This is a genomic window from Novispirillum itersonii, from assembly GCF_014205675.1.
Classification (GTDB): Bacteria; Pseudomonadota; Alphaproteobacteria; order Rhodospirillales; family Rhodospirillaceae; genus Novispirillum; species Novispirillum itersonii_A.
In genome coordinates, this window is the sequence record NZ_JACIIX010000004.1 from 129,103 (window position 1) to 152,352 (window position 23,250).

Annotated in this window: 26 protein-coding genes and 1 tRNA gene; 3 read left to right on the forward strand and 24 right to left on the reverse strand. The window is 61.2% G+C overall.

Annotated features, from left to right (window positions below):
• Positions 1 to 14: 14 nt before the first annotated feature.
• The 9 genes from FHS48_RS07265 to FHS48_RS07305 form a co-directional block, all read right to left on the reverse strand.
• Positions 15 to 641, reverse strand: a complete 627-nt coding sequence (locus FHS48_RS07265; protein ID WP_184262846.1) for a hypothetical protein — start codon at positions 639 to 641, stop codon at positions 15 to 17.
• 106 nt (positions 642 to 747) lie between these two features.
• Positions 748 to 824, reverse strand: a tRNA-Pro gene (locus tag FHS48_RS07270).
• Between the two features lie 215 nt (positions 825 to 1,039).
• The gene (locus FHS48_RS07275; RefSeq protein ID WP_260402387.1) at positions 1,040 to 1,582 is read right to left on the reverse strand and encodes a MerR family transcriptional regulator; all 543 of its coding nucleotides are present in this window, start codon (positions 1,580 to 1,582) and stop codon (positions 1,040 to 1,042) included.
• Positions 1,583 to 1,686: 104 nt separating this feature from the next.
• The gene (locus FHS48_RS07280; RefSeq protein ID WP_184262848.1) at positions 1,687 to 1,989 is read right to left on the reverse strand and encodes an integration host factor subunit alpha; all 303 of its coding nucleotides are present in this window, start codon (positions 1,987 to 1,989) and stop codon (positions 1,687 to 1,689) included.
• A gap of 228 nt (positions 1,990 to 2,217) precedes the next feature.
• Entirely contained in the window at positions 2,218 to 3,192 is a 975-nt protein-coding gene (locus tag FHS48_RS07285) for a beta-ketoacyl-ACP synthase III (RefSeq protein ID WP_184262849.1), read from the reverse strand.
• A gap of 82 nt (positions 3,193 to 3,274) precedes the next feature.
• Positions 3,275 to 4,402, reverse strand: coding sequence for a phosphate acyltransferase PlsX (gene plsX / locus FHS48_RS07290; RefSeq protein ID WP_416046507.1), 1,128 nt, complete (start codon positions 4,400 to 4,402; stop codon positions 3,275 to 3,277).
• A gap of 41 nt (positions 4,403 to 4,443) precedes the next feature.
• The gene (rpmF, locus tag FHS48_RS07295; RefSeq protein ID WP_081628399.1) at positions 4,444 to 4,626 is read right to left on the reverse strand and encodes a 50S ribosomal protein L32; all 183 of its coding nucleotides are present in this window, start codon (positions 4,624 to 4,626) and stop codon (positions 4,444 to 4,446) included.
• Positions 4,627 to 4,751: 125 nt separating this feature from the next.
• Positions 4,752 to 5,339 (reverse strand): YceD family protein, encoded by a 588-nt coding sequence (locus FHS48_RS07300; RefSeq protein WP_184262851.1) that lies wholly within the window; start codon positions 5,337 to 5,339, stop codon positions 4,752 to 4,754.
• A gap of 115 nt (positions 5,340 to 5,454) precedes the next feature.
• Positions 5,455 to 5,985: a ubiquinol-cytochrome C chaperone family protein gene (locus FHS48_RS07305; protein WP_184262853.1), complete on the reverse strand. Its 531-nt coding sequence runs from the start codon at positions 5,983 to 5,985 to the stop codon at positions 5,455 to 5,457.
• Positions 5,986 to 6,216: 231 nt separating this feature from the next.
• Between FHS48_RS07305 and FHS48_RS07310 the strand changes: the two genes are divergently transcribed.
• Positions 6,217 to 6,660 carry an outer membrane protein assembly factor BamE gene (locus FHS48_RS07310; protein ID WP_184262855.1) on the forward strand — a complete coding sequence of 148 codons (444 nt, stop codon included), beginning with the start codon at positions 6,217 to 6,219 and terminating at the stop codon, positions 6,658 to 6,660.
• A 67-nt stretch (positions 6,661 to 6,727) separates the two neighbouring features.
• Here FHS48_RS07310 and FHS48_RS07315 read toward each other — a convergent pair whose 3' ends face one another.
• The 15 genes from FHS48_RS07315 to FHS48_RS07385 all read right to left on the reverse strand — a co-directional run bounded on the left by FHS48_RS07315 (position 6,728) and on the right by FHS48_RS07385 (position 20,619).
• Positions 6,728 to 8,806: a sodium-translocating pyrophosphatase gene (locus tag FHS48_RS07315; protein WP_184262857.1), complete on the reverse strand. Its 2,079-nt coding sequence runs from the start codon at positions 8,804 to 8,806 to the stop codon at positions 6,728 to 6,730.
• A gap of 170 nt (positions 8,807 to 8,976) precedes the next feature.
• Positions 8,977 to 9,450 carry a hypothetical protein gene (locus tag FHS48_RS07320; protein WP_184262859.1) on the reverse strand — a complete coding sequence of 158 codons (474 nt, stop codon included), beginning with the start codon at positions 9,448 to 9,450 and terminating at the stop codon, positions 8,977 to 8,979.
• A 10-nt stretch (positions 9,451 to 9,460) separates the two neighbouring features.
• Positions 9,461 to 10,438 carry a thiamine-phosphate kinase gene (gene thiL, locus FHS48_RS07325; protein WP_184262861.1) on the reverse strand — a complete coding sequence of 326 codons (978 nt, stop codon included), beginning with the start codon at positions 10,436 to 10,438 and terminating at the stop codon, positions 9,461 to 9,463.
• Positions 10,439 to 10,456: 18 nt separating this feature from the next.
• Positions 10,457 to 10,996, reverse strand: coding sequence for a transcription antitermination factor NusB (nusB, locus tag FHS48_RS07330; protein WP_184262863.1), 540 nt, complete (start codon positions 10,994 to 10,996; stop codon positions 10,457 to 10,459).
• A gap of 16 nt (positions 10,997 to 11,012) precedes the next feature.
• Positions 11,013 to 11,474: a 6,7-dimethyl-8-ribityllumazine synthase gene (ribH, locus tag FHS48_RS07335; protein WP_184262865.1), complete on the reverse strand. Its 462-nt coding sequence runs from the start codon at positions 11,472 to 11,474 to the stop codon at positions 11,013 to 11,015.
• 69 nt (positions 11,475 to 11,543) lie between these two features.
• Positions 11,544 to 12,659: a 3,4-dihydroxy-2-butanone-4-phosphate synthase gene (gene ribB / locus FHS48_RS07340; protein ID WP_311769101.1), complete on the reverse strand. Its 1,116-nt coding sequence runs from the start codon at positions 12,657 to 12,659 to the stop codon at positions 11,544 to 11,546.
• A gap of 4 nt (positions 12,660 to 12,663) precedes the next feature.
• Positions 12,664 to 13,263, reverse strand: coding sequence for a riboflavin synthase (locus tag FHS48_RS07345; RefSeq protein ID WP_184262869.1), 600 nt, complete (start codon positions 13,261 to 13,263; stop codon positions 12,664 to 12,666).
• A gap of 8 nt (positions 13,264 to 13,271) precedes the next feature.
• Positions 13,272 to 14,381, reverse strand: a complete 1,110-nt coding sequence (gene ribD, locus FHS48_RS07350) for a bifunctional diaminohydroxyphosphoribosylaminopyrimidine deaminase/5-amino-6-(5-phosphoribosylamino)uracil reductase RibD (protein ID WP_184262871.1) — start codon at positions 14,379 to 14,381, stop codon at positions 13,272 to 13,274.
• 47 nt (positions 14,382 to 14,428) lie between these two features.
• Positions 14,429 to 14,893, reverse strand: a complete 465-nt coding sequence (nrdR, locus tag FHS48_RS07355) for a transcriptional regulator NrdR (protein WP_184262873.1) — start codon at positions 14,891 to 14,893, stop codon at positions 14,429 to 14,431.
• 192 nt (positions 14,894 to 15,085) lie between these two features.
• Positions 15,086 to 16,375 carry a serine hydroxymethyltransferase gene (gene glyA / locus FHS48_RS07360; protein ID WP_184262875.1) on the reverse strand — a complete coding sequence of 430 codons (1,290 nt, stop codon included), beginning with the start codon at positions 16,373 to 16,375 and terminating at the stop codon, positions 15,086 to 15,088.
• A gap of 122 nt (positions 16,376 to 16,497) precedes the next feature.
• On the reverse strand, positions 16,498 to 16,935 hold the full coding sequence (gene rpiB, locus FHS48_RS07365) for a ribose 5-phosphate isomerase B (RefSeq protein ID WP_184262877.1): 438 nt from the start codon (positions 16,933 to 16,935) through the stop codon (positions 16,498 to 16,500).
• A 178-nt stretch (positions 16,936 to 17,113) separates the two neighbouring features.
• Positions 17,114 to 17,320: a DUF6898 family protein gene (locus tag FHS48_RS07370; protein WP_184262879.1), complete on the reverse strand. Its 207-nt coding sequence runs from the start codon at positions 17,318 to 17,320 to the stop codon at positions 17,114 to 17,116.
• Between the two features lie 89 nt (positions 17,321 to 17,409).
• A complete protein-coding gene (gene mmsB, locus FHS48_RS07375; protein ID WP_184262881.1) occupies positions 17,410 to 18,303 on the reverse strand; it encodes a 3-hydroxyisobutyrate dehydrogenase in 894 nt (297 codons plus the stop codon).
• Positions 18,304 to 18,358: 55 nt separating this feature from the next.
• On the reverse strand, positions 18,359 to 19,423 hold the full coding sequence (locus FHS48_RS07380; RefSeq protein WP_184262883.1) for an enoyl-CoA hydratase/isomerase family protein: 1,065 nt from the start codon (positions 19,421 to 19,423) through the stop codon (positions 18,359 to 18,361).
• A 56-nt stretch (positions 19,424 to 19,479) separates the two neighbouring features.
• On the reverse strand, positions 19,480 to 20,619 hold the full coding sequence (locus FHS48_RS07385; protein ID WP_184262885.1) for an isobutyryl-CoA dehydrogenase: 1,140 nt from the start codon (positions 20,617 to 20,619) through the stop codon (positions 19,480 to 19,482).
• A gap of 276 nt (positions 20,620 to 20,895) precedes the next feature.
• On the opposite strand from FHS48_RS07385, the gene FHS48_RS07390 reads away from it, so the two are divergent.
• Both FHS48_RS07390 and hemB read left to right on the forward strand, forming a co-directional pair.
• Positions 20,896 to 22,188 carry an O-acetylhomoserine aminocarboxypropyltransferase/cysteine synthase family protein gene (locus FHS48_RS07390; RefSeq protein WP_184262887.1) on the forward strand — a complete coding sequence of 431 codons (1,293 nt, stop codon included), beginning with the start codon at positions 20,896 to 20,898 and terminating at the stop codon, positions 22,186 to 22,188.
• Positions 22,189 to 22,214: 26 nt separating this feature from the next.
• Positions 22,215 to 23,228, forward strand: a complete 1,014-nt coding sequence (gene hemB, locus FHS48_RS07395; RefSeq protein WP_311769102.1) for a porphobilinogen synthase — start codon at positions 22,215 to 22,217, stop codon at positions 23,226 to 23,228.
• Positions 23,229 to 23,250 lie beyond the last annotated feature (22 nt).

A 23,250-nucleotide genomic window follows, 5' to 3' on the forward strand; every position in this document is an offset into this window, starting at 1 on the left:
TTATCTGAATACCATCACGCAACCATCTGAAAAACTTCAGCAGTCCGGACGAAGCTATAATCACCGGATGCCATCTGCCCTTGTGCATAAACAGATTTTGCACGCTGAAGCCGGACAAGGAACGCGCTGCGATCGGGCTCCGCACTGACCGCATCTTCATTGGTCACAGATGCGCCCTCCGCTACGGCACCACCTTGCGCGGAGGTTTCCTTTGGCCGGAGCCCTCCGGCAGCCCCTGACAAGCCACCTTGCCCCACGGAAGCGTCATTTTCTTCCGACGCATCGCTGATGCCCTCAGATTCAGCCTCAGCGTCATCCTCTACGGACTTGCGCTTTTTATCAAGGGCAGCCCCTTGCGTCTCTTTTTCAGGTGTTACTGTTGCCTGCGTCTGGGCAGGAAGGGCCATATGCCGCCCCAGCTCTGCCAGCAGCGCTGACGACAGGAGGGTGGCTGATCCGCCGAACCCGCGCAGGGCCTGTTCCTGGGCTGCGGCACCCCGATCGGCCTGCTCCCTTTTTCGGGAAGCGGCAGTATCCTGTTCGGGCGCAGAAAATGGGTGCTCATTCGCCCGCCCGATCCGGGGAGCTGGCCGCACCTGTTCATAAAGCTGAACCGGAGAGAATGGCGAGAGCGAGAACATACCTTCCACCCTGAAGGGAAAACCCTAAAGGGAAGTATATCCTTCCTTCCGCTTAAAAGAGAAGGATATTTACACTGCTGTGTCAGTGGGAAATTTGGGGGAGAAATGGTCGGAGTGGCGGGATTTGAACCCACGGCCCCTTGACCCCCAGTCAAGTGCGCTACCAGGCTGCGCTACACTCCGACCGTTTCAGACTGCTGCTTTCGCGGCAGTGCCCGCCATCAGCGGGGAACGGGACTATAGCCAGACCGGGCCATAAGCGCAATGCCTGATTCTGGCATTTTCTCAAAAAAGTCGCGTCAGCGTCAGCGGGGGCACTTCCAAAGCAACCCTCTGAACAAAAAAAGAAAAGGGCTGCCTTTTGCGGCAGCCCTTTCCGAACGGGTGAGATCAGGCCATCACGAAAACGCTGAACTCAACAAACGCTGTACCGACGTCAGCTCATCAATAATGGCACTCAGTTCGCGCCGCTGCCTGTCTTGCAGGCCTTCAGCGGCAACCTGACGCTCGATCGCCATAAAAATGTCGATCTGCTCCGGCTCTTCAGGGGCCTCAAGAGACGGTTCGGCCGGAGAGGGGGCCTCCTCCTCCGGTGCAGAAGCAACGACAGACGCAGTACCGGCGACAACGGTCTCGGCATCCAGCAAAGCGGCGGCGACCGGCTCTCCCGGTGCAACACCCCCTTCCCGCAGAAGTTTCTGAACCCCCTTAATGGTGAAACCATCATCATACAAAAGGGCCCGGATCCGCCGGAGCAGGGTAACATCTTCCGGCCGGTAATACCGCCGCCCGCCGCCCCGCTTCATCGGGCGGATCTGCGTGAACTTGGTTTCCCAAAACCGGAGAACATGCTGCGGCACATCCAGATCGTCCGCAACCTCACTGATCGTCCTGAATGCCGTATCCGATTTTGCGGAACGGCGAGTATCCTGCTGAACCATTGCGTATCCCATGCCGCCTCCTCACCCATTTCTGTAAGCAGGACGCGGTAAACCCCGGCATCATCACGGGAGGTGAAGGGGAAAAGCCCCCTCCCCTCTTCCAGTCAGTCGCCGAGCCCCGCGTTAATCTGCGCTTTCAGAAGTTGTGACGGGCGAAAAACCAGAACCTTCCGCGGAAGGATTGGCACTTCATCCCCTGTCTTAGGGTTGCGCCCGACGCGCTGCCCCTTCTGCCGGACCGAAAAACTGCCAAAGGAAGAGATCTTCACAGCCTCTCCTTCCGCCAGAGCCTGCGAAATTTCATGCAACACCATCTCAAGGAGTTCGGACGACTCGTTCCGAGACAGACCGACTTCCTGATATACAGCTTCACTCAGCTGGGCCCGCGTAATGGTATGTCCCGACATAATCCGACCTCACCGAAAGGAGATGATCCTTTGCAACGGTATCCCTGATATGGAAATCCGTCAATATCAGAGGTTTGAGGATGCCTCTTACAGTGCGCAGAAAAGCTTTCGCCTTAACTTGGAACGGCTTTCCCGCTGAAATGATTAGTCTTTTAAAAAAGAATACGGGTGCCGGAAGGCCCTCAAAGCCCTCCGGCACCCGGTCTTAAGAGGAAAGCCCGCTGAGGCTTACATCCGAATCAGGGCAGACCCCCACGTGAAACCACCCCCCATGGCCTCCAGAATGACAACCTGTCCTTCCCGGACGCGGCCATCCCGGACAGCCTCATCCAAAGCAAGCGGGATGGAGGCGGCAGAGGTATTGGCGTGGCGGTCAACGGTGATTACAACCTTATCCGGGCTGACCCCCAGCTTCTTGGCGGTGCCATCAAGGATGCGGCGGTTCGCCTGATGCGGAACCAGCCAGTCGATATCAGCGGAGGTCAGTCCGGTTGCCTTCAGGGCTTCATCCACGACAGCGGCCAGATTGACCACGGCATGACGGAACACTTCACGGCCCTGCATCCGCAGGTATCCGGTGGTCTGGGTCTTCGACGGGCCGCCATCAACGTACAGGAGATCATGCTGACGCCCGTCAGCATGCAGGTGCGTGGTCAGGATGCCCCGGTCAGAAGAGCTGCCATCCCCCTCTTCAGCCTTCAGCACCACGGCACCGGCACCGTCCCCGAACAACACGCAGGTGGTGCGGTCATTCCAATCCAGAATACGCGAGAACGTCTCAGCCCCAATCACCAGAGCCGTCTTAACCTGCCCGGCTTTGATGAAATTATCGGCAACCGTCAGGGCATAGACAAACCCGGAACAGACGGCCTGCACATCGAACGCCGGAACACCGGCGCACCCGAAATGGGCCTGAACGGTAACGGCTGTCGAGGGGAAGGTATAATCCGGGGTCGCCGTCGCGAGAACGATCAGGTCGATGTCCTTGCCATCAACGCCAGCCGCAGCCAAGGCACGCTCAGCCGCCTTGATGGCGAGATCGGAGGTGCACTCGCCTTCCGCAGCGACATGGCGCTGGCGGATCCCGGTCCGCTCGATGATCCAGTCATCAGACGTATCAACACGCTCTGCCATTTCGGCATTGCTGACGATCCGTTCCGGAAGGTATGACCCTGTGCCTGCAATAACCGAACGCCAGACCATGCTGTTTCAGCCTTCCGCATCAGTACGTGAAGGGCCACCCCAAGCCATAGGGACAGACCCCGCACTGGATATCCGTCACGAATTACAGAGCCTGCGCAGCACCATCAGATGCAGCAGGTCCCGTGGGTGATCCGGGGAGAACAACAGCATCCACAGGCTGCCCGGCTTCTGCCGGGGCAGCGGCACGCTGTTGGACACGTTCGCCAAGGTGGCGGCACTCTTCCTTGATTTTTTCGTTCAGCTCATTGCTGACGAGATCAACGGCAACGCCGATGGCATTGGCAAAGCCGACATGATCGGTGCCGCCATGACTCTTCACGCAGATCCCATTCAATCCAATGAACATCGCGCCGTTATAACGGCGGGGGTCGGTGCGCTTCTTCACACGGTCCATTGCGCCCTTCGCCAGAAGATACCCGATCTTGGCGAGGAAGCTTGCCTCAAAGGCAGACTTCAGGAACGTGCTGTAAAGCTTCGCGGTCCCCTCTGCGGTCTTCAGCGCAACGTTGCCGGTAAAGCCGTCGGTGACAACGACATCCACCGCACCGGCACCGATATCATTACCTTCGACGAAGCCCTTGAACTCCATGCTCTCAGGCGCATTGTCGCGCAGCATCTGGGACGCAAGGCGCAGGGTGTCGGTGCCTTTCAGGTCCTCGGACCCGATATTCAGCAATCCGACCGTCGGACGGTCAAGCCCGAGAAGCGAGCGGGCGAAAACTTCGCCCATAATCGCGAATTCCACCAGATTATTGGCGTCGCATTCCGCGTTGGCGCCAAGATCCAGCATCACGCTTTCCCCCCGGATTGTCGGCAGGAGAGTCGCGATGGCCGGACGGTTCACGCCCGGCAGGGTCCGTAAAATCAACTTGGCCATCGCCATCAGGGCGCCGGTGTTTCCGGCAGAGACGATACCGGCCGCCTCCCCATCCTTCACCGCCTTGATGGCCAGCCACATACTGGAATTCCGCCCCTGACGAACAGCCTGAGACGGCTTATCGTCATTGGTAACGGCATCCGGGGTGTGGCGGATGGTGCAATATGGACGAAGCTTCTTTTTCAGCAGTGGCCGAATTTTAGCTTCATCTCCAAACAGCAGGTAATGCACGTTTGGATAGCGTTTCCGCGCAATTTTAATGCTCTTGACCACCATCTTCGGGGCAAAGTCCCCTCCCATGGCATCAAGCGCGAGAACGAGCGGAGCGCTCAAAGCACCACCTCACACCTGTCGGTCAGACGCATCCCGAGGCCTTAAGCGGCCTCGGACGCCACGACTTCACGACCGTCATAGTGGCCGCAGGAGCCGCAAACGTGATGCGGGCGCTTCATTTCGCCGCAGTTCGGGCATTCGTTGTGGGCATGAGCCACGACGCCATCGTGCGAACGACGCATGTTGCGACGGGACTTGGAGGTCTTCTTCTTAGGAACGGCCATTTTCTGCTACTCTCAATCCGGTTCTCAGGGCCAGTCTGGCGATGGCACCGGCACGGTGCCCTTGGCTGCCCTGACTGGAAGGTCAGCCTTATTATACAAAAAGGCGGTGGACCGCAACTGCCACCTTACTCTTTAAGCGGATTTTTATTCTTCAGCCCGGCAAGGGCGGAAAACGGATTCTCTTTTTCCGGTCCGTTGACGGTCACACCGATTACCGCATCAGGCACGGTAAAGGCAACCCCTTCTGCCCGCGGGTAAGGATCAATCGACAGCGCCAGCTGTTCAGCGACAATTTCGCCAAGATCAATCATGCCGTCAACCACCGGGTCAGGAAGATCTTGATCCTCCACGGTCCACTCCACTTCCAGCGGCAGCTCCTTCGGGGCATTGAAGCTGAAAATCCGGTCAATTTCTTCAGAAATCGTAGTGCTCAGCGGTTGCAGGGTCACCACGCAGTTCTGTTCCACCACAGCGGTCATGGTCCCCGTCACCTTCAGGAGACTGCCACCGGCAAAAGGCTTGACGTGCAGCACCCCCTTCAGGGATGTCAGGGCAGTCAGGCTAAAGCGCCCCGCCAGCGCCAGCGCCTCCTCCGCCGTGGGCTCCACCGTCCAGTGGCGGCCAAGATCAGGCAGACGCTCCACATTGACAGGGCGGGAAAACTCCGGGGCGGCCGGGGTTGCGCTCCCCGTTTCTGGCTGGTTCTGGGTCATCACACCCTCCCTCATCCTTGCGCCAGCGTGCCGAATGGCAGCCATGGCGTACAATAACGTTTCAATGAAATCTTGCCCCATACGATCTCGGCAATGGAGCAGACATGAATGATGCTCAGCGGGCGCGGAAGGAAACCTTCCCAGCGATCAGCTCACCGATGGGCTGATCGGCAAGAGCGGCAGCCTGCGCCCGGACATAAGACGACATCCTGTCAATCTGAGCCGGATCGGGTTCGGTCCCGCGGTAGAGATTCCGCGTCAGCGCATCAGCCAGCGGGCCGGGTTCCGTTACCGTCACCCCTTCCTCATAGGCAGCGATACGGCCATAGAGGGCTTTCGCCATCCCCTTGATATGTTTACCGACGGACAGATCTCCGACCCCCATTTCACGGAGGTTGCGATCCATATCCTGAAACATAAGGTCGAAGACGGCCTGCGCCAGCTCCGCCGCATCCGGCGTCTGCTCCGCCTTCAGGCGGCGCAGCACGAGAAAGGCATGCAGACAGATCATGTCAAAACGGCCGTCGACAGTATCTGGCACACCATCCCCGACATAGAACTGCTCCTGGCGGGACTGCGCCACCAGGGACAGATACAGCCCCTCGGCGGGCTTCTGCCAGCGGCGCTTCCTGAAAAAGCCGAACATGGAGGTTCCTTCTTTACGGTCGTCAGTATCGTTAGCCCTGCATTTAGCCCAGCCACCCTGTGGTGTCGAGCAAAAGGGAGCGGAGCCGGTCCCAGCTTTGCAAATGAAGTGCGCTGCTGCTATAAGGTTGCGTGGCTTGGCATCTGCCGCAAGAGGCGGGCCACCGAACGCCGAACCCTTTTTTAGGATGAGTCTGGACAGATGGCCTTAGGTACGAGTCGGATTGTCAGATTGACCGCCATCCCCGCCCTGATGGCCTGCGGAATTCTGCTGGCTGCCTGCTCTCCGGAAGTCCGCACCCATGGGGCCATGCCCCCGAAAAGCGCCCTCTCCCAGATTGAACCGGGCAAAAGCACCCGCGCCGACATCGCGCAGGTTCTGGGTACACCGTCTACCACGTCGATGTTTGATAACGGAGAGGTCTGGTACTACATCGGCTCCCGCCATCAGCAGGTTTCATTTCATGCGAATGAAGAGCTGGAGCGTCAGGTGATCATTTTCACCTTCGACAAAAGCGGCGTGATGGACGAAATGAAGACCCTCGACAAAAACTCCGGGAAGGAAATCACGCTGGTTTCCCGCAAGACCCCCAGCGCCGGGCATGAGCTGACGATCATGGAACAGTTCCTTGGCAACATCGGCCGCTTCAACAGCGGCGGCCAGGGGTCCAAGTAACGGCCACCCGCTATCCAGCAATACAGACGGGGCCCTCCACAGCGGAGGGCCCCGTCTGCTGTGCGCTCTATGACGCGATCAGCGCCAGCAGCAGAATGGCCACGATGTTGGTGATCTTGATCATCGGATTAATGGCCGGGCCTGCCGTATCCTTGTACGGATCCCCGACGGTATCGCCGGTCACCGCTGCCTTATGGGCATCGGATCCCTTACCGCCGAAATGACCGTCCTCAATGTACTTTTTGGCATTATCCCAGGCACCACCGCCCGATGTCATCGAGATGGCGACAAACAGCCCGGTGACGATGGTTCCCAGCAGCATCGCCCCCAGTGCCGTAAAGGCAGCAGCCTGCCCCGAAAACAGCCAGACCACCCCTGTCAGGATCACTGGTGACAATACGGGCAGCAGGGACGGCACGATCATTTCCCGGATGGCAGCCCGGGTCAGCATATCGACGCAGGTTCCGTATTCCGGTTTGGCGGTCCCCTCCATAATCCCCGGGATTGTCTGAAACTGGCGTCGGACCTCCAGCACCACAGCCCCGGCCGCCCGCCCGACAGCCTGCATGCCGAGGGCACCGAACAGATACGGTAAAAGTCCGCCGATAAACAATCCGACCACCACATAGGGGTCCTGCAACGAAAACTGCACCGACAGATCCGGAAAGTAGTGATGCAGATCCTCAATATACGCCGCAAACAGCACCAGAGCAGCGAGACCGGCGGATCCAATCGCATATCCTTTGGTCACGGCCTTGGTGGTATTTCCAACCGCATCAAGGGCATCCGTAATCTTTCTGACCTCCGGGGGAAGGTTTGCCATCTCGGCGATCCCCCCCGCATTGTCCGTCACCGGCCCATAGGCATCCAGCGCGACGACAATCCCCGCCAGCGCCAGCATAGTCGTGGCAGCGATGGCAATGCCATACAGGCCAGCCAGACCATAGGCGACGAGAATACCGATACTGATCACAGCCACCGGCAGGGCAGTCGCCTCCATCGACACCGCCAATCCCTGAATGACATTGGTTCCGTGCCCGGTTTCCGAGGCCCGGGCCACCGAATGAACCGGCCGGTGATTCGTTCCCGTATAATATTCGGTGATCCAGACAATCAGCCCGGTAACGGCCAGTCCCGTAAAGGAACATCCGATCATCGCGGCAGCACTGATCATCTGCCCGCTGCGGGTGACGGCACCGTCCGGAAACATCAGGAGGGTAACGCCGATGATCAGCACCGCAGAAACTCCGGCGGCACCGATAAATCCCTTATACAGCGCCTGCATGATATTGCCCGAAGGCCCCAGATGAACAAAAAACGTGGCGATCACCGATGCCACGATGCAGACAGCCCCGATCATCAACGGAAACATCATCATCGACGCGGCCTGTCCGTCGGGGAAGAAAATTGCCCCCAACAGCATGGTCGCCACCACCGTAACGGCGTAGGTTTCAAAGAGGTCCGCCGCCATCCCGGCACAGTCGCCGACGTTGTCCCCGACATTATCGGCGATGACGGCCGGATTGCGGGGATCATCCTCGGGAATTCCGGCCTCAACCTTGCCGACCAGATCGGCCCCGACGTCGGCCCCTTTGGTAAAGATCCCCCCGCCCAGCCGGGCGAAAATCGAAATCAGGGATGCCCCGAAACTGAGAGCGACCAACGCTTCGAGAATCTGCCGCTGCGCCAGCCCCCCGGCCAGCAGAACGGCATAGTAGCCCGCCACCCCCAGCAGGCCGAGACCAACAACCAGCAGACCGGTAATCGCCCCGGAGCGGAACGCCACCTGCAATGCCGGAGCAAGGCCACCACTGCGGGCTGCCTCTGCCGTACGGACGTTTGCCCGCACCGAAACATGCATTCCGGCAAAGCCGGTGAGGGCGGAAAGCCCGGCCCCGATGGCGTAACCGACGGCCACATGAAGGCCAAGGCGAGCCCCGAGGAGAATCCCGATCAGGGCCCCGACAACGGCGATGGTTTTGTATTGTCGCTTAAGATAGGCCGCAGCCCCTTCCTGCACGGCGGCGGCAATTCTCTGCATTTCAGCAGTGCCGGTTCCGGCGGATAAAATCGACCGGGTGGCGAAGGCAGCGTACCCAATCGCCAGCAAGCCACAGGCGATGATGAACACGAATGAGGCGGCCATCGGACCCTCCCCTGCCAGTTATGTCAGGTCAATGGTCGCAAAAGCCCGCACAGACCGCAAGGTTACAGAATCCACACTCTTCGGAGGTTATTCGCGAATCGGGTCCGCCCGCCATAATCCCCCGCCCAGCCTCACGGCACGGGCAGTCTCAGGTCCGGTCACTGCAAGTCTTACCGGATGAAGGCCGACATGATGATGATCTCCTTCACCTGCCCTGTCCCGACGACTCGCTCGGTAATGACTTTCAGGCGATCTTTGATTGCCCGGAAATCAGGGGTGGTCCGCCGCTCCATCATCTCCGGCACCATCTGGAACAACGCCCGCAGATACAGGTCATGCAGCTGCGGCAAAAACTTCGCGACAGCCGACTCTGTTCCGGGAGCCAGTTCCAGCCGGAGGGCAAAGTAGATATTGCTGCTGACGGTCTTGTTCTGGATGATCGGCACCGAGAACGGCGCCATTCCCAGAAAAACCGGATCGACACGCGGGGGCGGCCCCGGCGGCGGGGCAGTCTCGGCTTTTTGATCGACCGGCTTGATCAGGCCCCCGGTAATATCCGGAATAACATTGAAGTGAACCAGCCCACCCAACCCCAGCATAACGGCGACAATCAGCGCCACAACGATCACCAGAACCCGGATCATCGCCGCCTCCTTAAAAGTGGGTAAAGCCCGTCCGGACAGGCGTCCATGCCTGACCGGCAGGGTCGGTCAGGTGCAGCCCGGTTCCTTCGGTAAAGGTGCCGATCACCGTAACCGGTGTGCCCCCTGAGGCATTCCATGCCGCAATGATGTGGGCCGCAGACGCGGGAAACGCCATCAGCAGCTCGTAATCATCACCGCCGGTCATAATCTGCTCCCAGCTCCCTCGGCCCTCGGCAAGCCACGCCTGAGCCGCCGCAGACAGAGGAACCCGGGCCATATCAACGGTCGCGCCGACGCCGGAAACCTCGCAGACATGCCCCAGATCCTGCACCAGACCGTCAGAAATATCCATACAGGCGTGCATATGCCCTGCCAGCCCTGCTGCGACATCAAGGCGGGGCTGCGGGACCCGGTAACGGTCTGCAAGAAACGCCTGATGCGCCCCCCCGGAGCCATCAGCCTGACGGGCCGCAAGCAGCCCCAGCGCCCCGTCACCGATGGTTCCGGTCACAGCCAGAAGATCTCCGCCGCGTGCCCCGGAGCGCAGCACCGCTGTTCCGGCCGGAACCAGACCAAGAGCCGTCAGGGTAAAGGTCGCAGGGCCGGGGGTGGAGACAGTATCTCCCCCGGCAATCGGCATCGCAAAGGCCGCCACATCTGCGGCAAGCCCTGAGGCAAAGGCCTCAATCCACTGATCGTCAAGGCCTTTCGGGAAAGCACAGGTCAGGAACGCAGCGCGGGGCTTCGCCCCCATGGCCGCCAGATCGGACAGATTGACCCGCATCAGCTTCCGGGCAATCGTCTCCGGGGGATCATCCGGCAGAAAATGAACGCCCGCAACGATCGCATCCACCGTTGTCACCAGCTGATACCCGGCAGGAAGATCCAGCACCGCGGCATCATCGGTAAGCGCAAGCGCCCCCGGCTCCGACGAAGCCAGGGGCGCAAACAGATCGGCGATCAGGCCAAATTCGCCACGACGGCTCATGGTCCTTCCGTCACGCCATTACGCGCCGTCAGCCGGGCGCGGCCGACGGGCGGCTTCCATCTCGTCCGGGCGGATCTGGCGGGCCAGCTTATCCAGAACGGCGTTGACCATCCCCGGCTCAGCCCCTTCAAAGAAGGACCGGGTGATATCAACATATTCCGAAATGCAGCCGCGCGCCGGCATGGTCGGACGCTCCAGCAGCTCATACAGGCCACAGCGCAGGATCGACCGGGTCAGCGGCTCCAGCCGGGTGGCATCCCAGCTGGTCCCCAACGAGGCGTCAATCACCTCGTCAAGGCGCTTTTTCATGGCATCAACGCCGCGCACCAGAACGGAAAACAGTTCAGCGTGCATCTCGATCAGCGGCACGACCTCTTCCGTTTCCAGATCCGGGTTCTCGGCGATAACTTCGCCGCCGATGGCACCGCTGATCAGGTCGGACAGAGCATCTTCCAGCCGACCGTCGGTCAACGACAGCTGATAGGTGGCCTGAACCGCCGCCAGACGGGCGGCACCGCGGCGCAGCGCCGCATCGGAGGGTTTTTTCTGTGTCGTCATGGGGTCCGGGGGCCGATTACAGGCCCAGTTCCTTTTTAATTTCAATCATACGCATGCAGGCGGCGGCAGCTTTGCCGCCAAGGTTCTTGCCGTCCACGCGCGACCGCACCACTGCCTGATCCCAGGTCTGGCAGGTCAGGATGCCGTTGCCGATGGCGAGGGAATAATCCAGCGCAAGCTGCTGAACGCCCCGCATCGCTTCGTTGCAGACGTGTTCGTAATGGTCGGTTTCGCCTTTGATCGCGCAGCCCAGCACGATGTACCCGGCATAGCGGGTATCGGTCGCCCGCAGCTCCATGGCGCGGATAGCAAAGCGGATCACCGCCGGAATTTCCAGAATTCCCGGCACGATGACGCGCTTGTAGCCAGCGCCGCGGGCCGTCAACTCCTGCACCGCACCCTTCACCAGCTGATCGGCCAGCTCATCATAAAAACGGGCCTCAACGATCAGGATGCGCGGACCGGAAGCAGAACTCATGGTGTCACCTTTTCCGTGGCAGGAGAGGACTTAATCAGTACAGAAATGGTACAGGAGCAACAGGCAGGATCACACAGAAATCGGCTTGCGCCCGGTGACCCGCAGGCCGTAGCCGTCCAGACCGATAATGTGGCGCTCGGTATTCGACAGCAGGATCATGTCACGGACCCCAAGATCCAGCAGGATCTGCGCCCCCACACCATAATCCACCAGCCGCGACCCGGCATCCGGGGCCCCCAGCCGTTCCTTCAGGCGGTCAGACAGAGTGGTGCGGTTGGCTTCCCGCAGCAGCACCACAACGCCCCGGCCTTCCGCCGCAATCATTTCCATGGCGGCCTGCAACTGCCCATGGCGGCCGCCGTGGGTATCCCCCAGCACATCGTCCAGAACATGCATCGCATGCATGCGCACCAGAACCGGTTCATCCGCCGCCTGAAGATCACCCTTTACCAGAGCAATATGTTCAGCATAGCCGATGGTATTGATGTAAACATTGAGTGACCATTCACCGCCGAAAGCCGACTCAAAACGGCTCTCGACCTCTTTGCGCACCAGCTTTTCGGTCCGGCGACGATAAGCGATCAGGTCGGCGATGGTGGCAATCTTCAGGCCGTGTTTCTGGGCAAACGGAATCAGGTCCGGCATCCGGGCCATGCTGCCGTCGTCATTCATAATCTCGCAGATCACGCCGGACGGATTCAGCCCGGCCAGACGGGAAATATCGACCGCCGCCTCAGTATGCCCGGCCCGGACCAGTACGCCGCCATCCCGCGCCATCAGGGGGAAGACGTGGCCGGGGGTGGCCAGATCATCCTTCCCCTTAGACGGGTCAATCGCCACAGCGATGGTGCGGGCGCGGTCAGACGCGGAAATACCGGTCGTCACCCCTTCTTTCGCTTCGATCGACACCGTGAAAGCGGTGGCAAGGCGCGACTGGTTATGGCTGTCCATCATCGGCAGCTTCAGCTGATGGCAGCGGTCCGCCGTCATCGACAGGCAGATCAGGCCACGGCCATACATCGCCATGAAGTTAACCGCCGCCGGAGTGGCAAACTGCGCCGGAATGACCAGATCGCCTTCATTTTCCCGGTCTTCATCATCGACCAGAATGAACATGCGGCCGTTGCGGGCGTCTTCGATAATGTCTTCGATCGGCGACAGGTGCGCAGCAAGAGAGGTGGTCACGGGCTTATTCCTTCTCCAGAAGGCGGGATACATAGCGCGCCAGCATGTCAATTTCCATGTTTACCCGCTTGCCCACAGCCAATTCCCCCAATGTCGTCGCCGTCTGGGTGTGGGGAATGATGTTCACGCCGAACCGCCGACCGTCAACCTCGTTCACCGTCAGCGAAACGCCGTTGATGGTCACAGAGCCCTTGGGGGCGACGAACTTCTTCAGGGCTTCCGGGGCTTCAAACACAAGGCGGCGGGATTCATTGTCCGGACGGATCTCGACAACCGTCGCCACGCCATCAACGTGACCGGAGACGATGTGCCCGCCCAGCTCGTCACCGACCTTCAGGGCGCGCTCCAGATTGACCCGGGTCCCGGAAGCCCAGTCACCGAGCGTGGTCTTCGACAGGGTCTCTTCCGACACTTCCATCACAAACCAGTTTCCGCCAGCGTCGCGGCCCTTTTCAACCACGGTCAGGCAGACACCGTCACAGGCGATAGACGCCCCCAGATCAATACCATCCGCGTCGTAGGCGCAGGAAAACACAAAGCGGGCCTCGCCGCTGCGGTCAACGGAGCGGACCTGCCCCACATCAGTGATAATGCCGGTAAACATTTCCTGCCTCAGATCTTTCGTTCCAGAAACTCTACACTGTCTTCCCCGGCCGTGACCAGCCTGACGCGCCGGTACTGCGGGCTATCGCTCAGACGCGTCAACCCCAGCGCACCAATCCCGGTACGGGCGTCGCCGCCCAGGATCTTCGGAGCCCGGAACCACACGGCACGGTCAATCAGACCCGCCTGTAGGAAGCTGCCCGCCACCTGCCCACCCCCTTCGATCATCACCCGGGTCAGCCCCCGCGCGCCCAGTGCTGCGGCCACAGCGTGACAGTCATGCGGATCGGAAAGCGGGAGGATCTCAATCCCGGCGATTGTCAGCTGATTGACTTTTGCAGGCTCTGCCTTCAGAGCTGCGTCCGAAGTCACGACCCATACCGGAGCCTCTGCCGCCGAGCGCACCAGCGCTGCGTCCGGTGGCATCCGCAGGCGGGCATCCAGAACCACCCGCACCACCGGGCGCGGGTCCACCCCCGGCAGACGGCAGCGCAGGTCCGGATCATCGGCCAGAACCGTCCCGGAGCCGACCAGAACCGCATCATGTTCGGCCCGCAGGCGATGGGTCAGGGCCCGGGCTTCCGGCCCGGTGATCCACTGACTGGTGCCATTGGCCAGCGCAATCCGGCCATCAAGGCTGGTCGCCGTCTTCAGCGTGAACAGTGGCCGCCCTTGCTCCACCCGCAGGAAAAACCCCAGATTATGCGCCCGCGCCTGATCGGCCAGAAGACCGTTCTGCACCAGAATTCCAGCGGCACGGAGGCGTTCCAGCCCACGCCCGGAAACCCGGGGATCACTGTCGGTCAGGGCGGAAACACAACGGCTGATCCCCGCCTCCACCAGCGCATCGGCACAGGGCGGAGTTTTGCCGAAATGGCTGCACGGCTCCAGCGTCACATAAGCCGTTGCCCCCCGGGCCTTCTCCCCGGCCTGCCGCAGGGCCATCACTTCGGCATGGGGGCGTCCGCCCGGCTGGGTCCAGCCCCGGCCAACCACCAGCCCATCGCGGACAATCACGCAGCCGACAGCCGGATTGGGCCATGTATTGCCCAATCCCCGGCGTGACAGCCGCAGAGCGGCTGCCATGTGGGCACGGTCAGAGTCAGAGAAATTCGACATCGTGGGCAGCCCTCAGGACAGCAGGTAACTCAGCAGACCAACCGGTGTCAGGCGCTTTTTTCAATTCCGCCAAGGCTTTCCACAAACTCCTCAAAGTCACGGGCCTCGCGGAAGTTCTTGTAGACCGAGGCATAACGGACATAGGCAACCGGGTCGAGGGCCTGCAAGGCCTCCATCACCATTTCGCCGATGCTGGTGGACGGGATATCGCTTTCCCCGGAGCTTTCCAGACGCCGCTGAATGCTGTTGACCACACGCTCGATCCGTTCTTCATCCACCTTGCGCTTGCGGCAAGCGATGCTGATCGAGCGCACCAGCTTGTCGCGGTCAAAGGGAACCCGCTGGCCATTCTTTTTGGTGATGATCAGGTCCCGCAGCTGAACCCGCTCAAACGTGGTGAACCGCGACGAACAGGCCGGGCAGAACCGCCGCCGCCGGATTGCCGAATTATCTTCGGTCGGGCGGGAATCTTTGACCTGTGTATCATCGTGACCACAAAACGGACAGCGCATCCATCATCCCCGTAACTGCGGCGGCTGGCCGGATACCCCGGCGAACCCCCGATGATGTGGGTATATCGCCAGACCCTACACCATCTTGTTGAAAAGAGTGAGAGCCTTTCCCCGTGCCCGGCAGGAAAAGGCCCTGAAAAGAAAAGACCGGCGCGGCAGGGCACCCCCACCGCGCCGGTCCCGCAGAAAAAATTACAGGGTCGGGTAAATCGGGAAGCGACCGCACAGTTCCGCCACTTCCGCCCGCACCGCAGCCTCAACCGCCGAATTGTCTTCACGGTTGGCGGCCAGACCGTCGAGGACGCGCACGATCAGGCGGCCGATCTGACGGAACTCTTCTTCCCCGAAGCCACGGGTGGTGCCCGCCGGGGTGCCCAGACGGACGCCGGAGGTAACAGTCGGCTTTTCAGGGTCGAACGGGATCCCGTTCTTGTTACAGGTGATCCCGGCCTGCTCCAGAGCATGCTCGGTGATGTTGCCGGTCAGGCCCTTCGGGCGCAGGTCCACCAGCATCACATGGGTGTCGGTGCCGCCGGAGACGATATCCAGACCGCCCTTGACCAGTTCCTCGGCCAGTGCCTTGGCATTGGTGACGATCTGGGCGGCATAATCCTTGAATTCCGGCTTCAGCGCTTCGCCGAAGGCAACGGCCTTGGCGGCGATGATGTGCATCAGCGGGCCGCCCTGCAACCCGGGGAACACCGCAGAATTGAACTTCTTGCCCAGATCCGGGTTGTTGGACAGGATCATGCCGCCACGCGGACCGCGCAGGGTCTTGTGAGTGGTGGTGGTGACCACGTCGGCGTAGGGCAGCGGGTTCGGATGGGCACCACCGGCGACCAGACCGGCGAAGTGAGCCATATCGACCATCAGATACGCCCCGACCTTATCGGCAATGGCGCGGAAACGGGCGAAATCGATCTGGCGCGGAATGGCCGAGCCACCGGCGATGATCAGCTTCGGCTGATGCTCAACAGCCAGACGCTCGACTTCATCATAGTCGATCAGGCTGTCTTCCTTGCGCACACCGTACTGCACGGCCTTGAACCACTTGCCGGACTGGGCCGGAGCGGCACCGTGGGTCAGGTGGCCGCCGGCGGCAAGGCTCATGCCGAGGATGGTGTCACCCGGCTGGAGCAGGGCCATCATCACCGCGCCATTGGCCTGGCAGCCGGAATGCGGCTGAACGTTGGCATATTCAGCGCCGAACAGCTTTTTGGCACGGTCAATCGCCAGCGCTTCGGCCACGTCGACGAATTCACAGCCGCCGTAGTAGCGCTTGCCCGGATAGCCTTCAGCGTACTTGTTGGTCAGCACGGTTCCGGCGGCATCCAGCACCGCCTTCGACACAATGTTTTCCGAGGCGATCAGCTCGATCTGGTCCTGCTGACGGCCCAGTTCGCTGGTGACGGCCGCCATCAGCTCCGGATCAGCATCCGCGAGGGAGGAGGAAAAAAAGCTGGAGGGCACTGCGTACGTCATGAGTGAGTGTATCCTCTGACAGAAACCCCGCTGAGGGGCGAAATTCCGGGACCGGGCGGCAAAGACACAGGATCAGGCTGCGCCCACAGTCAACTGAAAGGCTTGAATAAGCCCTCCCGCCGTCAGCTCATCTTCTCGATGCGGCGGGCATGGCGCCCCCCGGCGAACGGGGTCGACAGGAACAGGTCAAGGCAATCCTTGGCCGTTTCCGGGCCGGTGGTGCGGCCCCCCATCACCAGAACATTGGCGTCGTTATGTTCGCGGCACATCCGCGCCCCGTAGCCGTCGTGCACCAGAGCGGCGCGGACATGACGGTGACGGTTGGCAGCAATGGAGATGCCGATGCCGCTGCCGCACAGCAGCACACCCCGGCTGGCGCGGCCATCCTTCAGAGCCCCGGCGACAGCGTCGGCAAAATCCGGATAGTCGACCGACTCAGTCCCGTGGGTGCCGAGATCCAGAACGGTCAGACCCTTCTGTTCCATGTGCTGCTTCAGCAGCGCCTTCATCTCCAGGGCACCGTGGTCGGAGGCGATCACAATGACGTCATGACTGCTCATCGGGGTAACTCTCTCGTCGGAGCGGCGAAAACTGCGCGTTCCTTAACACAGGATCTGCATCAATTCCAACCGGCGCCTTTACCCTGCGGCGGGAAAAGGCGTCCTACCGGACAATTATCGCAGATTATCCCACCGAAACCGCTTGTCACCGCAGCCACTGCGGACGGGCGACAGACAGTTATCCCGCTCTCTTTGCCAGCACCGACTGCAACCGGCGTAACGCTGCCAGCTGCATCGATGACCGCGCCAGAGTCGCCGGACAGGTCACCTTGACCTCGGTTCCGGTCGCGGCATGGATCGCCGTCACCTGCGCCGCGTTGCCCAGAACCCGGATCTCAAAGTACACAGGGCCGATATCATCGGGTTTAGTGGGCAATCCGGTCATCGCGCAGGCTCCGGCAGAAATGAAAATCGGCAGAGGCCTGACATAACGCTGTCAGCCCCCTGCCGCAAGCCACCCGATTTCTTCGGGGCTTATTTCATATCGCCGTCAAGCATCTTGATAATGCCGGAAAAATCGACCCCGCCGAGCCCGGCATTGCTGAACAGCTGATACAGGGATTCCGCAGCCGCCCCAAGCGGGGTGGAGGCCCCAGCCCGGGCCGCCGCTTCCTGCGACAGCTTCAGATCCTTCAGCATCATGTCCGCCGCAAAGCCGGGGGTATAGCCCCGGTTGGCCGGCGAGGTCGGAACCGGCCCCGGAACCGGACAGTAGGAGGTCATCGACCAGTTCTGCCCCGACGCCTTCGACGAGATATCAAACAGCTTCTGGGCATCCAGACCCAGACGCTTGGCCAGCATAAAGGCTTCAGAGGTGCCGATCATGCAGATGCCCAGCAGCATGTTATTGCAGATCTTGGCCGCCTGCCCGTTGCCCGGCCCACCGGCATGAACGATGGTCTTGCCCATCGCCTCCAGCATCGGGCGGGCGCGTTCAAAGGCCGCATCCGGTCCGCCGACCATGAAGGTCAGCGTGCCGCCTTCAGCCCCGGCGGTGCCGCCGGAGACCGGGGCATCGACCATCGCCATCCCCGCTTCTTCCGCCGCCTTGGCGACCGCCCGGGCGCTGTCGACATCAACGGTGGAGCAGTCAATCATCAGCGCGCCCTTCGGGGCCACCGACAGCACGCCGCCGTCGTTGCAGTACACGGCCCGCACATGCTGACCGGCCGGCAGCATGGTCACCACCACATCGGCCCCGGCTGCTGCCTCCGCCGCTGAAGCCACGGCAACGCAGCCGCGCTCCACCGCCTTGGCAACAGACTCCTTTGACAGGTCAAAAGCCCGCACCGTGTGCCCGGCCTTTGCCAGATTGCCTGCCATCGGGCCACCCATATTGCCCAGACCGATAAACCCGATCACCGCCATGACGTTTCACTCCAGATAGTTCGTTATCAGCCTGTTATCGGCTATTTATAAAAAATTACGCGAAGGTCAGTTCGCCTGCGTCAGCCGGGGCGAAGAAGCCTTCAACCACCGCCGGATCCACATCAGCCAGCGCCGACGGCGACCATTTCGGCGCATGGTCCTTATCAATGATCACCGCCCGCACGCCTTCGGCCAGATCCGCCGTCATGCCAATGCGCGGCGACACCCGGTATTCCAGCTGCATGGCCTCATCGAAGGTTTCCAGCGCCGCGCCTTTGCGAATCTGCGCAAAGGTGATCTTGAGAGAGCTCGGAGACATTTTTCCAAGCAGATGCAGCGTCTTGTCCGCCCATTCTCCACCCTCTTCCTGAAGGGCGGAAACAATCGCCTCGACGCTGTCCTTGCTGAAGCAGCGGTCAATCGCCGCACGCTGATCCGCCAGCGGGGCCGGACCGGGATCCTGATGGAACTGATCGAGAACCGCCGTCACCGCAGCAGAACCGGAAACCCCTTGCAAAGCCGCAATCAGGGCCTCCTGCTTTTCCGCCGGAACATAGTGGGTGGCAACCCCGGTATACAGGCAGTCCGCCGCCTTCAGCCGGGCCCCGGTCAGGGCCATATACATGCCGATGGCCCCCGGCAGACGCGGCAGAAACCATGTTCCCCCGACATCAGGGAACAGCCCGATCGCCGTCTCCGGCATGGCGAACAGCGTCCGCTCGGTGGCAACCCGGTGCGATCCATGCACCGACAGCCCGACGCCGCCGCCCATGGTCACACCATCCATCAGCGCGACATAGGGTTTACCGTAGACCTTGATCAGCCGGTTCAGGCGGTATTCCTCGCCAAAGAACGCCCGCAGATAGGCCACATCCCCGGCGCGGTTGGCTTCCCACATCCGGCGGATATCGCCCCCGGCGCAGAATGCTTTTTCCCCGGCCCCTTCGACCACCACGACGGAAACGGCATGATCCGCCGCCAGACGGCGGAGCAGCGGGTCCATGGCGCGGACACCGTCCAGCGTCAGGGCGTTGAGCGCCTTCGGGCGATTGAGGGTGACACGGGCAACGCCGTTAGTGACGGACGACAGAATTTCGTCAGCAGTTTCAACAGATGACATGGGAGTCCTCAAAATTCAGATCAGAAAGAAAAACAGCACCGCCCGCAGATACCGGATCAGGCATCAAGCATCTTGCGGGCGATGATCACCCGCATGATTTCGTTGGTGCCTTCCAGAATCTGGTGCACGCGAAGATCGCGCAGCAGGCGTTCAATCGGGTATTCCCGCACGTAGCCATAACCGCCATGCAATTGCAGGGCATCGTTGACCACAGTGAAGCCGGTGTCGGTGGCCAGACGCTTGGCCATGGCGCACAGCTTGGTGGCATCCGGGGACCGGGCATCCAGTGCCGACGCGGCGCGGTGCAGCAGCAGCCGGGCAGCCGTCAGTTCCGTCTCCATATCCGCCAGCCGGAATTGCAGGGCCTGAAACTCGGCCAGCGCCTTTCCGAACTGCTTGCGGACCTGCGTGTATTCCAGCGCCGCCGCCAGTGCCGCCTTGGCACCCCCAAGGGAACAGGCCCCGATGTTCAGGCGGCCACCGTCAAGACCCATCATCGCGATCTTGAAGCCCTGTCCTTCTTCGCCAAGGCGGTTCTCCACCGGTACCCGGCAGTTTTCGAAGATCACAGCAGAGGTCGGCTGACTCCGCCACCCCATCTTTTCTTCCTGCTTGCCGAAAGACAGGCCGGGCGTATCCTTCGGCACCACCAGCGTCGAAATACCCTTCGGCCCCTCGCCGCCGGTGCGGACCATCACCACGTAAACATCCGAACGGCCACCGCCGGAGATGAACGCCTTGGAACCGTTGAGGACATAATGATCCCCATCCCGCTCGGCCCGGGTCTTCAGGCTGGCGGCATCAGACCCCGCCCCCGGTTCGGTCAGGCAATAGCTGGCGAAGTGCTCCATGGTGCACAGCTTCGGCAGAAAGCGCTGGCGCTGTTCCTCGTTCCCGAAGCGGTCAATCATCCATGCCGCCATGTTATGAATAGAGATATAGGCCGCCGTCGACGGACAGGCTGCCGCCAGCTCCTCGAAGATGATCGCCGCATCAAGCCGGGTCAGTGACGACCCACCGACATCATCCCGCACATAAATCCCGGCAAAGCCCAGCTCCGCTGCCTTGCGCAGGGTGGCTTCGGGGAACGTATGGTTTTCATCCCAGTCTTTGGCAAACGGGGCCATTTCGGTCTGGGCAAAATCACGAGCCACGTCCTGAAACTGGCTCTGCTCCTCGGTGAGGGCGAAATCCATCGGTTTCCTCCTGGGGGTCCCCCGCCTGTGGCTCTGGCCACGCCGGGATGTGTGTTTTGTCCGATGATACCGCCTTCCCGGCCGCTGTCAAATCTTGCATACAATTTGCCGAGACATTCCATACACAGCGGCAATGACCGCCATAACACAGAATCACCTTGTTGTATGTTTTCCTAAAACAGCATGCGGCGATACTATGTCTCCTTGACAGGCGATCCCGGGTCCGCAACTCTCGTGGCGGAATAGCAAGAACTGTCACCCCGGAGCGCCCAAAGAATGGATTTCAAGAGCACCAATCCCGAGACGCTGGCCCTGCACGCGGGATACCGCGCCGACCCCACCACCGGGGCCGTCGCCGTGCCGATTTACCAGACCACCTCCTACCAGTTCCGCGATACCGAGCATGCGGCCAACCTGTTCGCCCTGAAGGAACTGGGCAACATTTACACCCGCATCATGAACCCGACGCAGGACGCGTTCGAGCAGCGCATTGCCGCCCTTGAAGGCGGGGCGATCGCGCTGGCGGTGTCCTCCGGGCAGGCGGCCTCCACGTTTGCCGTTCTCAATCTGTGTCAGGCCGGGGACAATTTCGTCACCTCCACTGACCTTTACGGCGGCACCTGGAACCTGTTTGCCAACACCTTCAAGCAGTTTGGCATCGAAGCCCGCTTTGTTGATCCGTCTGACCCGGAAAACTTCCGCCGTGCCGTCGACGACAAGACCCGGCTGTTCTATGCCGAGACCCTGCCGAACCCGAAGCTGAACGTCTTCCCGATCGCCGAAGTGGCGAAAATCGGCCGGGAAATCGGGGTGCCACTGATCGTCGATAACACCGCCGCCCCGCTGATCTGCCGCCCGCTGGAACACGGCGCGGCCGTGGTGATGTATTCGGCCACCAAGTTCATCGGCGGCCATGGCACCTCCATCGGTGGCGTGGTGATCGACGGTGGCAACTTCCCGTGGGAACAGTACCCGGACCGCTTCCCGACCCTCAGTCAGCCGGACCCGAGCTACCATGGCGCGGTGTGGACCGAAGCGGTGAAGCCGCTGGGGCCGATCGCCTATGGCCTGCGCATGCGCGTCACCCTGCTGCGCGACGTCGGTGCCTGCATCAGCCCCTTCAACGCCTTCCAGCTGATTCAGGGCCTTGAAACCCTGCCGCTGCGCATGCGGGCCCATGCCGAGAACGCCGCGAAGGTTTCCGCCTTCCTGTCGGCCCACCCCAAGGTCAGCCGGGTGATTCACCCCAGCCGTCAGGACGGCGAGCTGAAGCGCCGCGCTGACACCTACCTGAAGGGCAGCTACGGCTCCCTGCTTGGGTTCGAACTGACCGGCGGTGCCGAAGCCGGGCAGAAATTCATCAATGCCCTTAAGCTGTTCTACCACGTTGCCAACATCGGGGATTCGCGGTCTCTGGCCATTCACCCGGCTTCAACCACCCATTCCCAGCTGTCGGCGGAGGAACAGCTTGCCTCCGGCGTGACGCCGGGGTATGTCCGTCTGTCTGTGGGGATTGAGCATCCCGACGATATTATTGCCGATCTGCAACAGGCTCTTGAACAGGTCTGAGGCAGACCTGTTCAGGAGGGACGCCCGTGACCACCGAGACCGTTTTCGGCCCCTTTCCGCGCACCCGGATGCGCCGCAACCGTCAGACTGACTGGTCGCGGCGTCTGGTGCGGGAAAATACCCTGACCGTCGATGATCTGATCTGGCCGGTCTTCATCATCGACGGCGAAGACAGAACGGAACCGGTGCCGTCCATGCCCGGCGTCGTGCGTTACACCATTGACCGTCTGGTGGCGGCCGCGGGTGAGGCACGGGCGCTGGGCATTCCCTGCATTGCCCTGTTTCCCAAGACCGATGCCTCGGTGAAGGATACTGTCGGCACCGAAGCCGCCAACCCGGACAATCTGGTTTGCCGGGCCGTCCGTGCCCTGAAGGCGGCTCACCCCGACCTTGGTGTTCTGTGCGATGTGGCGCTGGACCCTTATACCGACACCGGCCATGATGGTATCTGTCGTGACGGCATTATCATCAATGATGAAAGCGTTGAGGCCCTGATCCGTCAGTCGGTATCGCAGGCCAAAGCCGGGTGCGACATTGTTGCCCCGTCGGACATGATGGACGGCCGCATTGGACAGATCCGCGATGCGCTGGACGCCGAAGGGCTTCAGCATGTGCAGGTCGTGTCCTACGCGGCGAAATACGCTTCCTGCTTCTACGGGCCGTTCCGCGATGCGCTGGGCACCGGCGCATCGTTGAAGGGTGGTGACAAGAAGACCTATCAGATGGACCCGGCCAATTCCGATGAAGCGCTGCGCGAAGTGGCGATTGATCTGGAAGAAGGCGCTGACGTGGTGATGGTCAAACCGGGCATGCCCTATCTCGACATCATCCGCCGGGTGAAGGATCAGTTCGGCGTGCCGACCTTCGCCTATCAGGTCAGCGGCGAATATTCGATGCTGAAGGCCTCCATCAACAACGGCTGGTTTGATCATGACCGCACCGTTCTGGAAAGCCTGATGTGCTTCAAGCGTGCCGGAGCCGATGCCATCCTGACCTATTTCGCGGTGGATGCCGCCCGCCTGCTGGCGGCGCGGGGCTGACCCGTTCCACGATACCGAAGAA

Excerpts from the sequence above, each read along its gene's own strand:
- FHS48_RS07265 (WP_184262846.1), bottom strand. The coding sequence starts at position 641 with ATGTTCTCGCTCTCGCCATTCTCTCCGGTTCAGCTTTATGAACAGGTG.
- FHS48_RS07275 (WP_260402387.1), bottom strand. The coding sequence starts at position 1,582 with ATGGTTCAGCAGGATACTCGCCGTTCCGCAAAATCGGATACGGCATTC.
- FHS48_RS07280 (WP_184262848.1), bottom strand. The coding sequence starts at position 1,989 with ATGTCGGGACATACCATTACGCGGGCCCAGCTGAGTGAAGCTGTATAT.
- FHS48_RS07285 (WP_184262849.1), bottom strand. The coding sequence starts at position 3,192 with ATGGTCTGGCGTTCGGTTATTGCAGGCACAGGGTCATACCTTCCGGAA.
- rpmF (WP_081628399.1), bottom strand. The coding sequence starts at position 4,626 with ATGGCCGTTCCTAAGAAGAAGACCTCCAAGTCCCGTCGCAACATGCGT.
- FHS48_RS07300 (WP_184262851.1), bottom strand. The coding sequence starts at position 5,339 with ATGACCCAGAACCAGCCAGAAACGGGGAGCGCAACCCCGGCCGCCCCG.
- FHS48_RS07305 (WP_184262853.1), bottom strand. The coding sequence starts at position 5,985 with ATGTTCGGCTTTTTCAGGAAGCGCCGCTGGCAGAAGCCCGCCGAGGGG.
- FHS48_RS07315 (WP_184262857.1), bottom strand. The coding sequence starts at position 8,806 with ATGGCCGCCTCATTCGTGTTCATCATCGCCTGTGGCTTGCTGGCGATT.
- FHS48_RS07320 (WP_184262859.1), bottom strand. The coding sequence starts at position 9,450 with ATGATCCGGGTTCTGGTGATCGTTGTGGCGCTGATTGTCGCCGTTATG.
- thiL (WP_184262861.1), bottom strand. The coding sequence starts at position 10,438 with ATGAGCCGTCGTGGCGAATTTGGCCTGATCGCCGATCTGTTTGCGCCC.
- nusB (WP_184262863.1), bottom strand. The coding sequence starts at position 10,996 with ATGACGACACAGAAAAAACCCTCCGATGCGGCGCTGCGCCGCGGTGCC.
- ribH (WP_184262865.1), bottom strand. The coding sequence starts at position 11,474 with ATGAGTTCTGCTTCCGGTCCGCGCATCCTGATCGTTGAGGCCCGTTTT.
- FHS48_RS07345 (WP_184262869.1), bottom strand. The coding sequence starts at position 13,263 with ATGTTTACCGGCATTATCACTGATGTGGGGCAGGTCCGCTCCGTTGAC.
- ribD (WP_184262871.1), bottom strand. The coding sequence starts at position 14,381 with ATGTCGAATTTCTCTGACTCTGACCGTGCCCACATGGCAGCCGCTCTG.
- nrdR (WP_184262873.1), bottom strand. The coding sequence starts at position 14,893 with ATGCGCTGTCCGTTTTGTGGTCACGATGATACACAGGTCAAAGATTCC.
- glyA (WP_184262875.1), bottom strand. The coding sequence starts at position 16,375 with ATGACGTACGCAGTGCCCTCCAGCTTTTTTTCCTCCTCCCTCGCGGAT.
- rpiB (WP_184262877.1), bottom strand. The coding sequence starts at position 16,935 with ATGAGCAGTCATGACGTCATTGTGATCGCCTCCGACCACGGTGCCCTG.
- FHS48_RS07370 (WP_184262879.1), bottom strand. The coding sequence starts at position 17,320 with ATGACCGGATTGCCCACTAAACCCGATGATATCGGCCCTGTGTACTTT.
- mmsB (WP_184262881.1), bottom strand. The coding sequence starts at position 18,303 with ATGGCGGTGATCGGGTTTATCGGTCTGGGCAATATGGGTGGCCCGATG.
- FHS48_RS07380 (WP_184262883.1), bottom strand. The coding sequence starts at position 19,423 with ATGTCATCTGTTGAAACTGCTGACGAAATTCTGTCGTCCGTCACTAAC.
- FHS48_RS07385 (WP_184262885.1), bottom strand. The coding sequence starts at position 20,619 with ATGGATTTCGCCCTCACCGAGGAGCAGAGCCAGTTTCAGGACGTGGCT.
- FHS48_RS07390 (WP_184262887.1), top strand. The coding sequence starts at position 20,896 with ATGGATTTCAAGAGCACCAATCCCGAGACGCTGGCCCTGCACGCGGGA.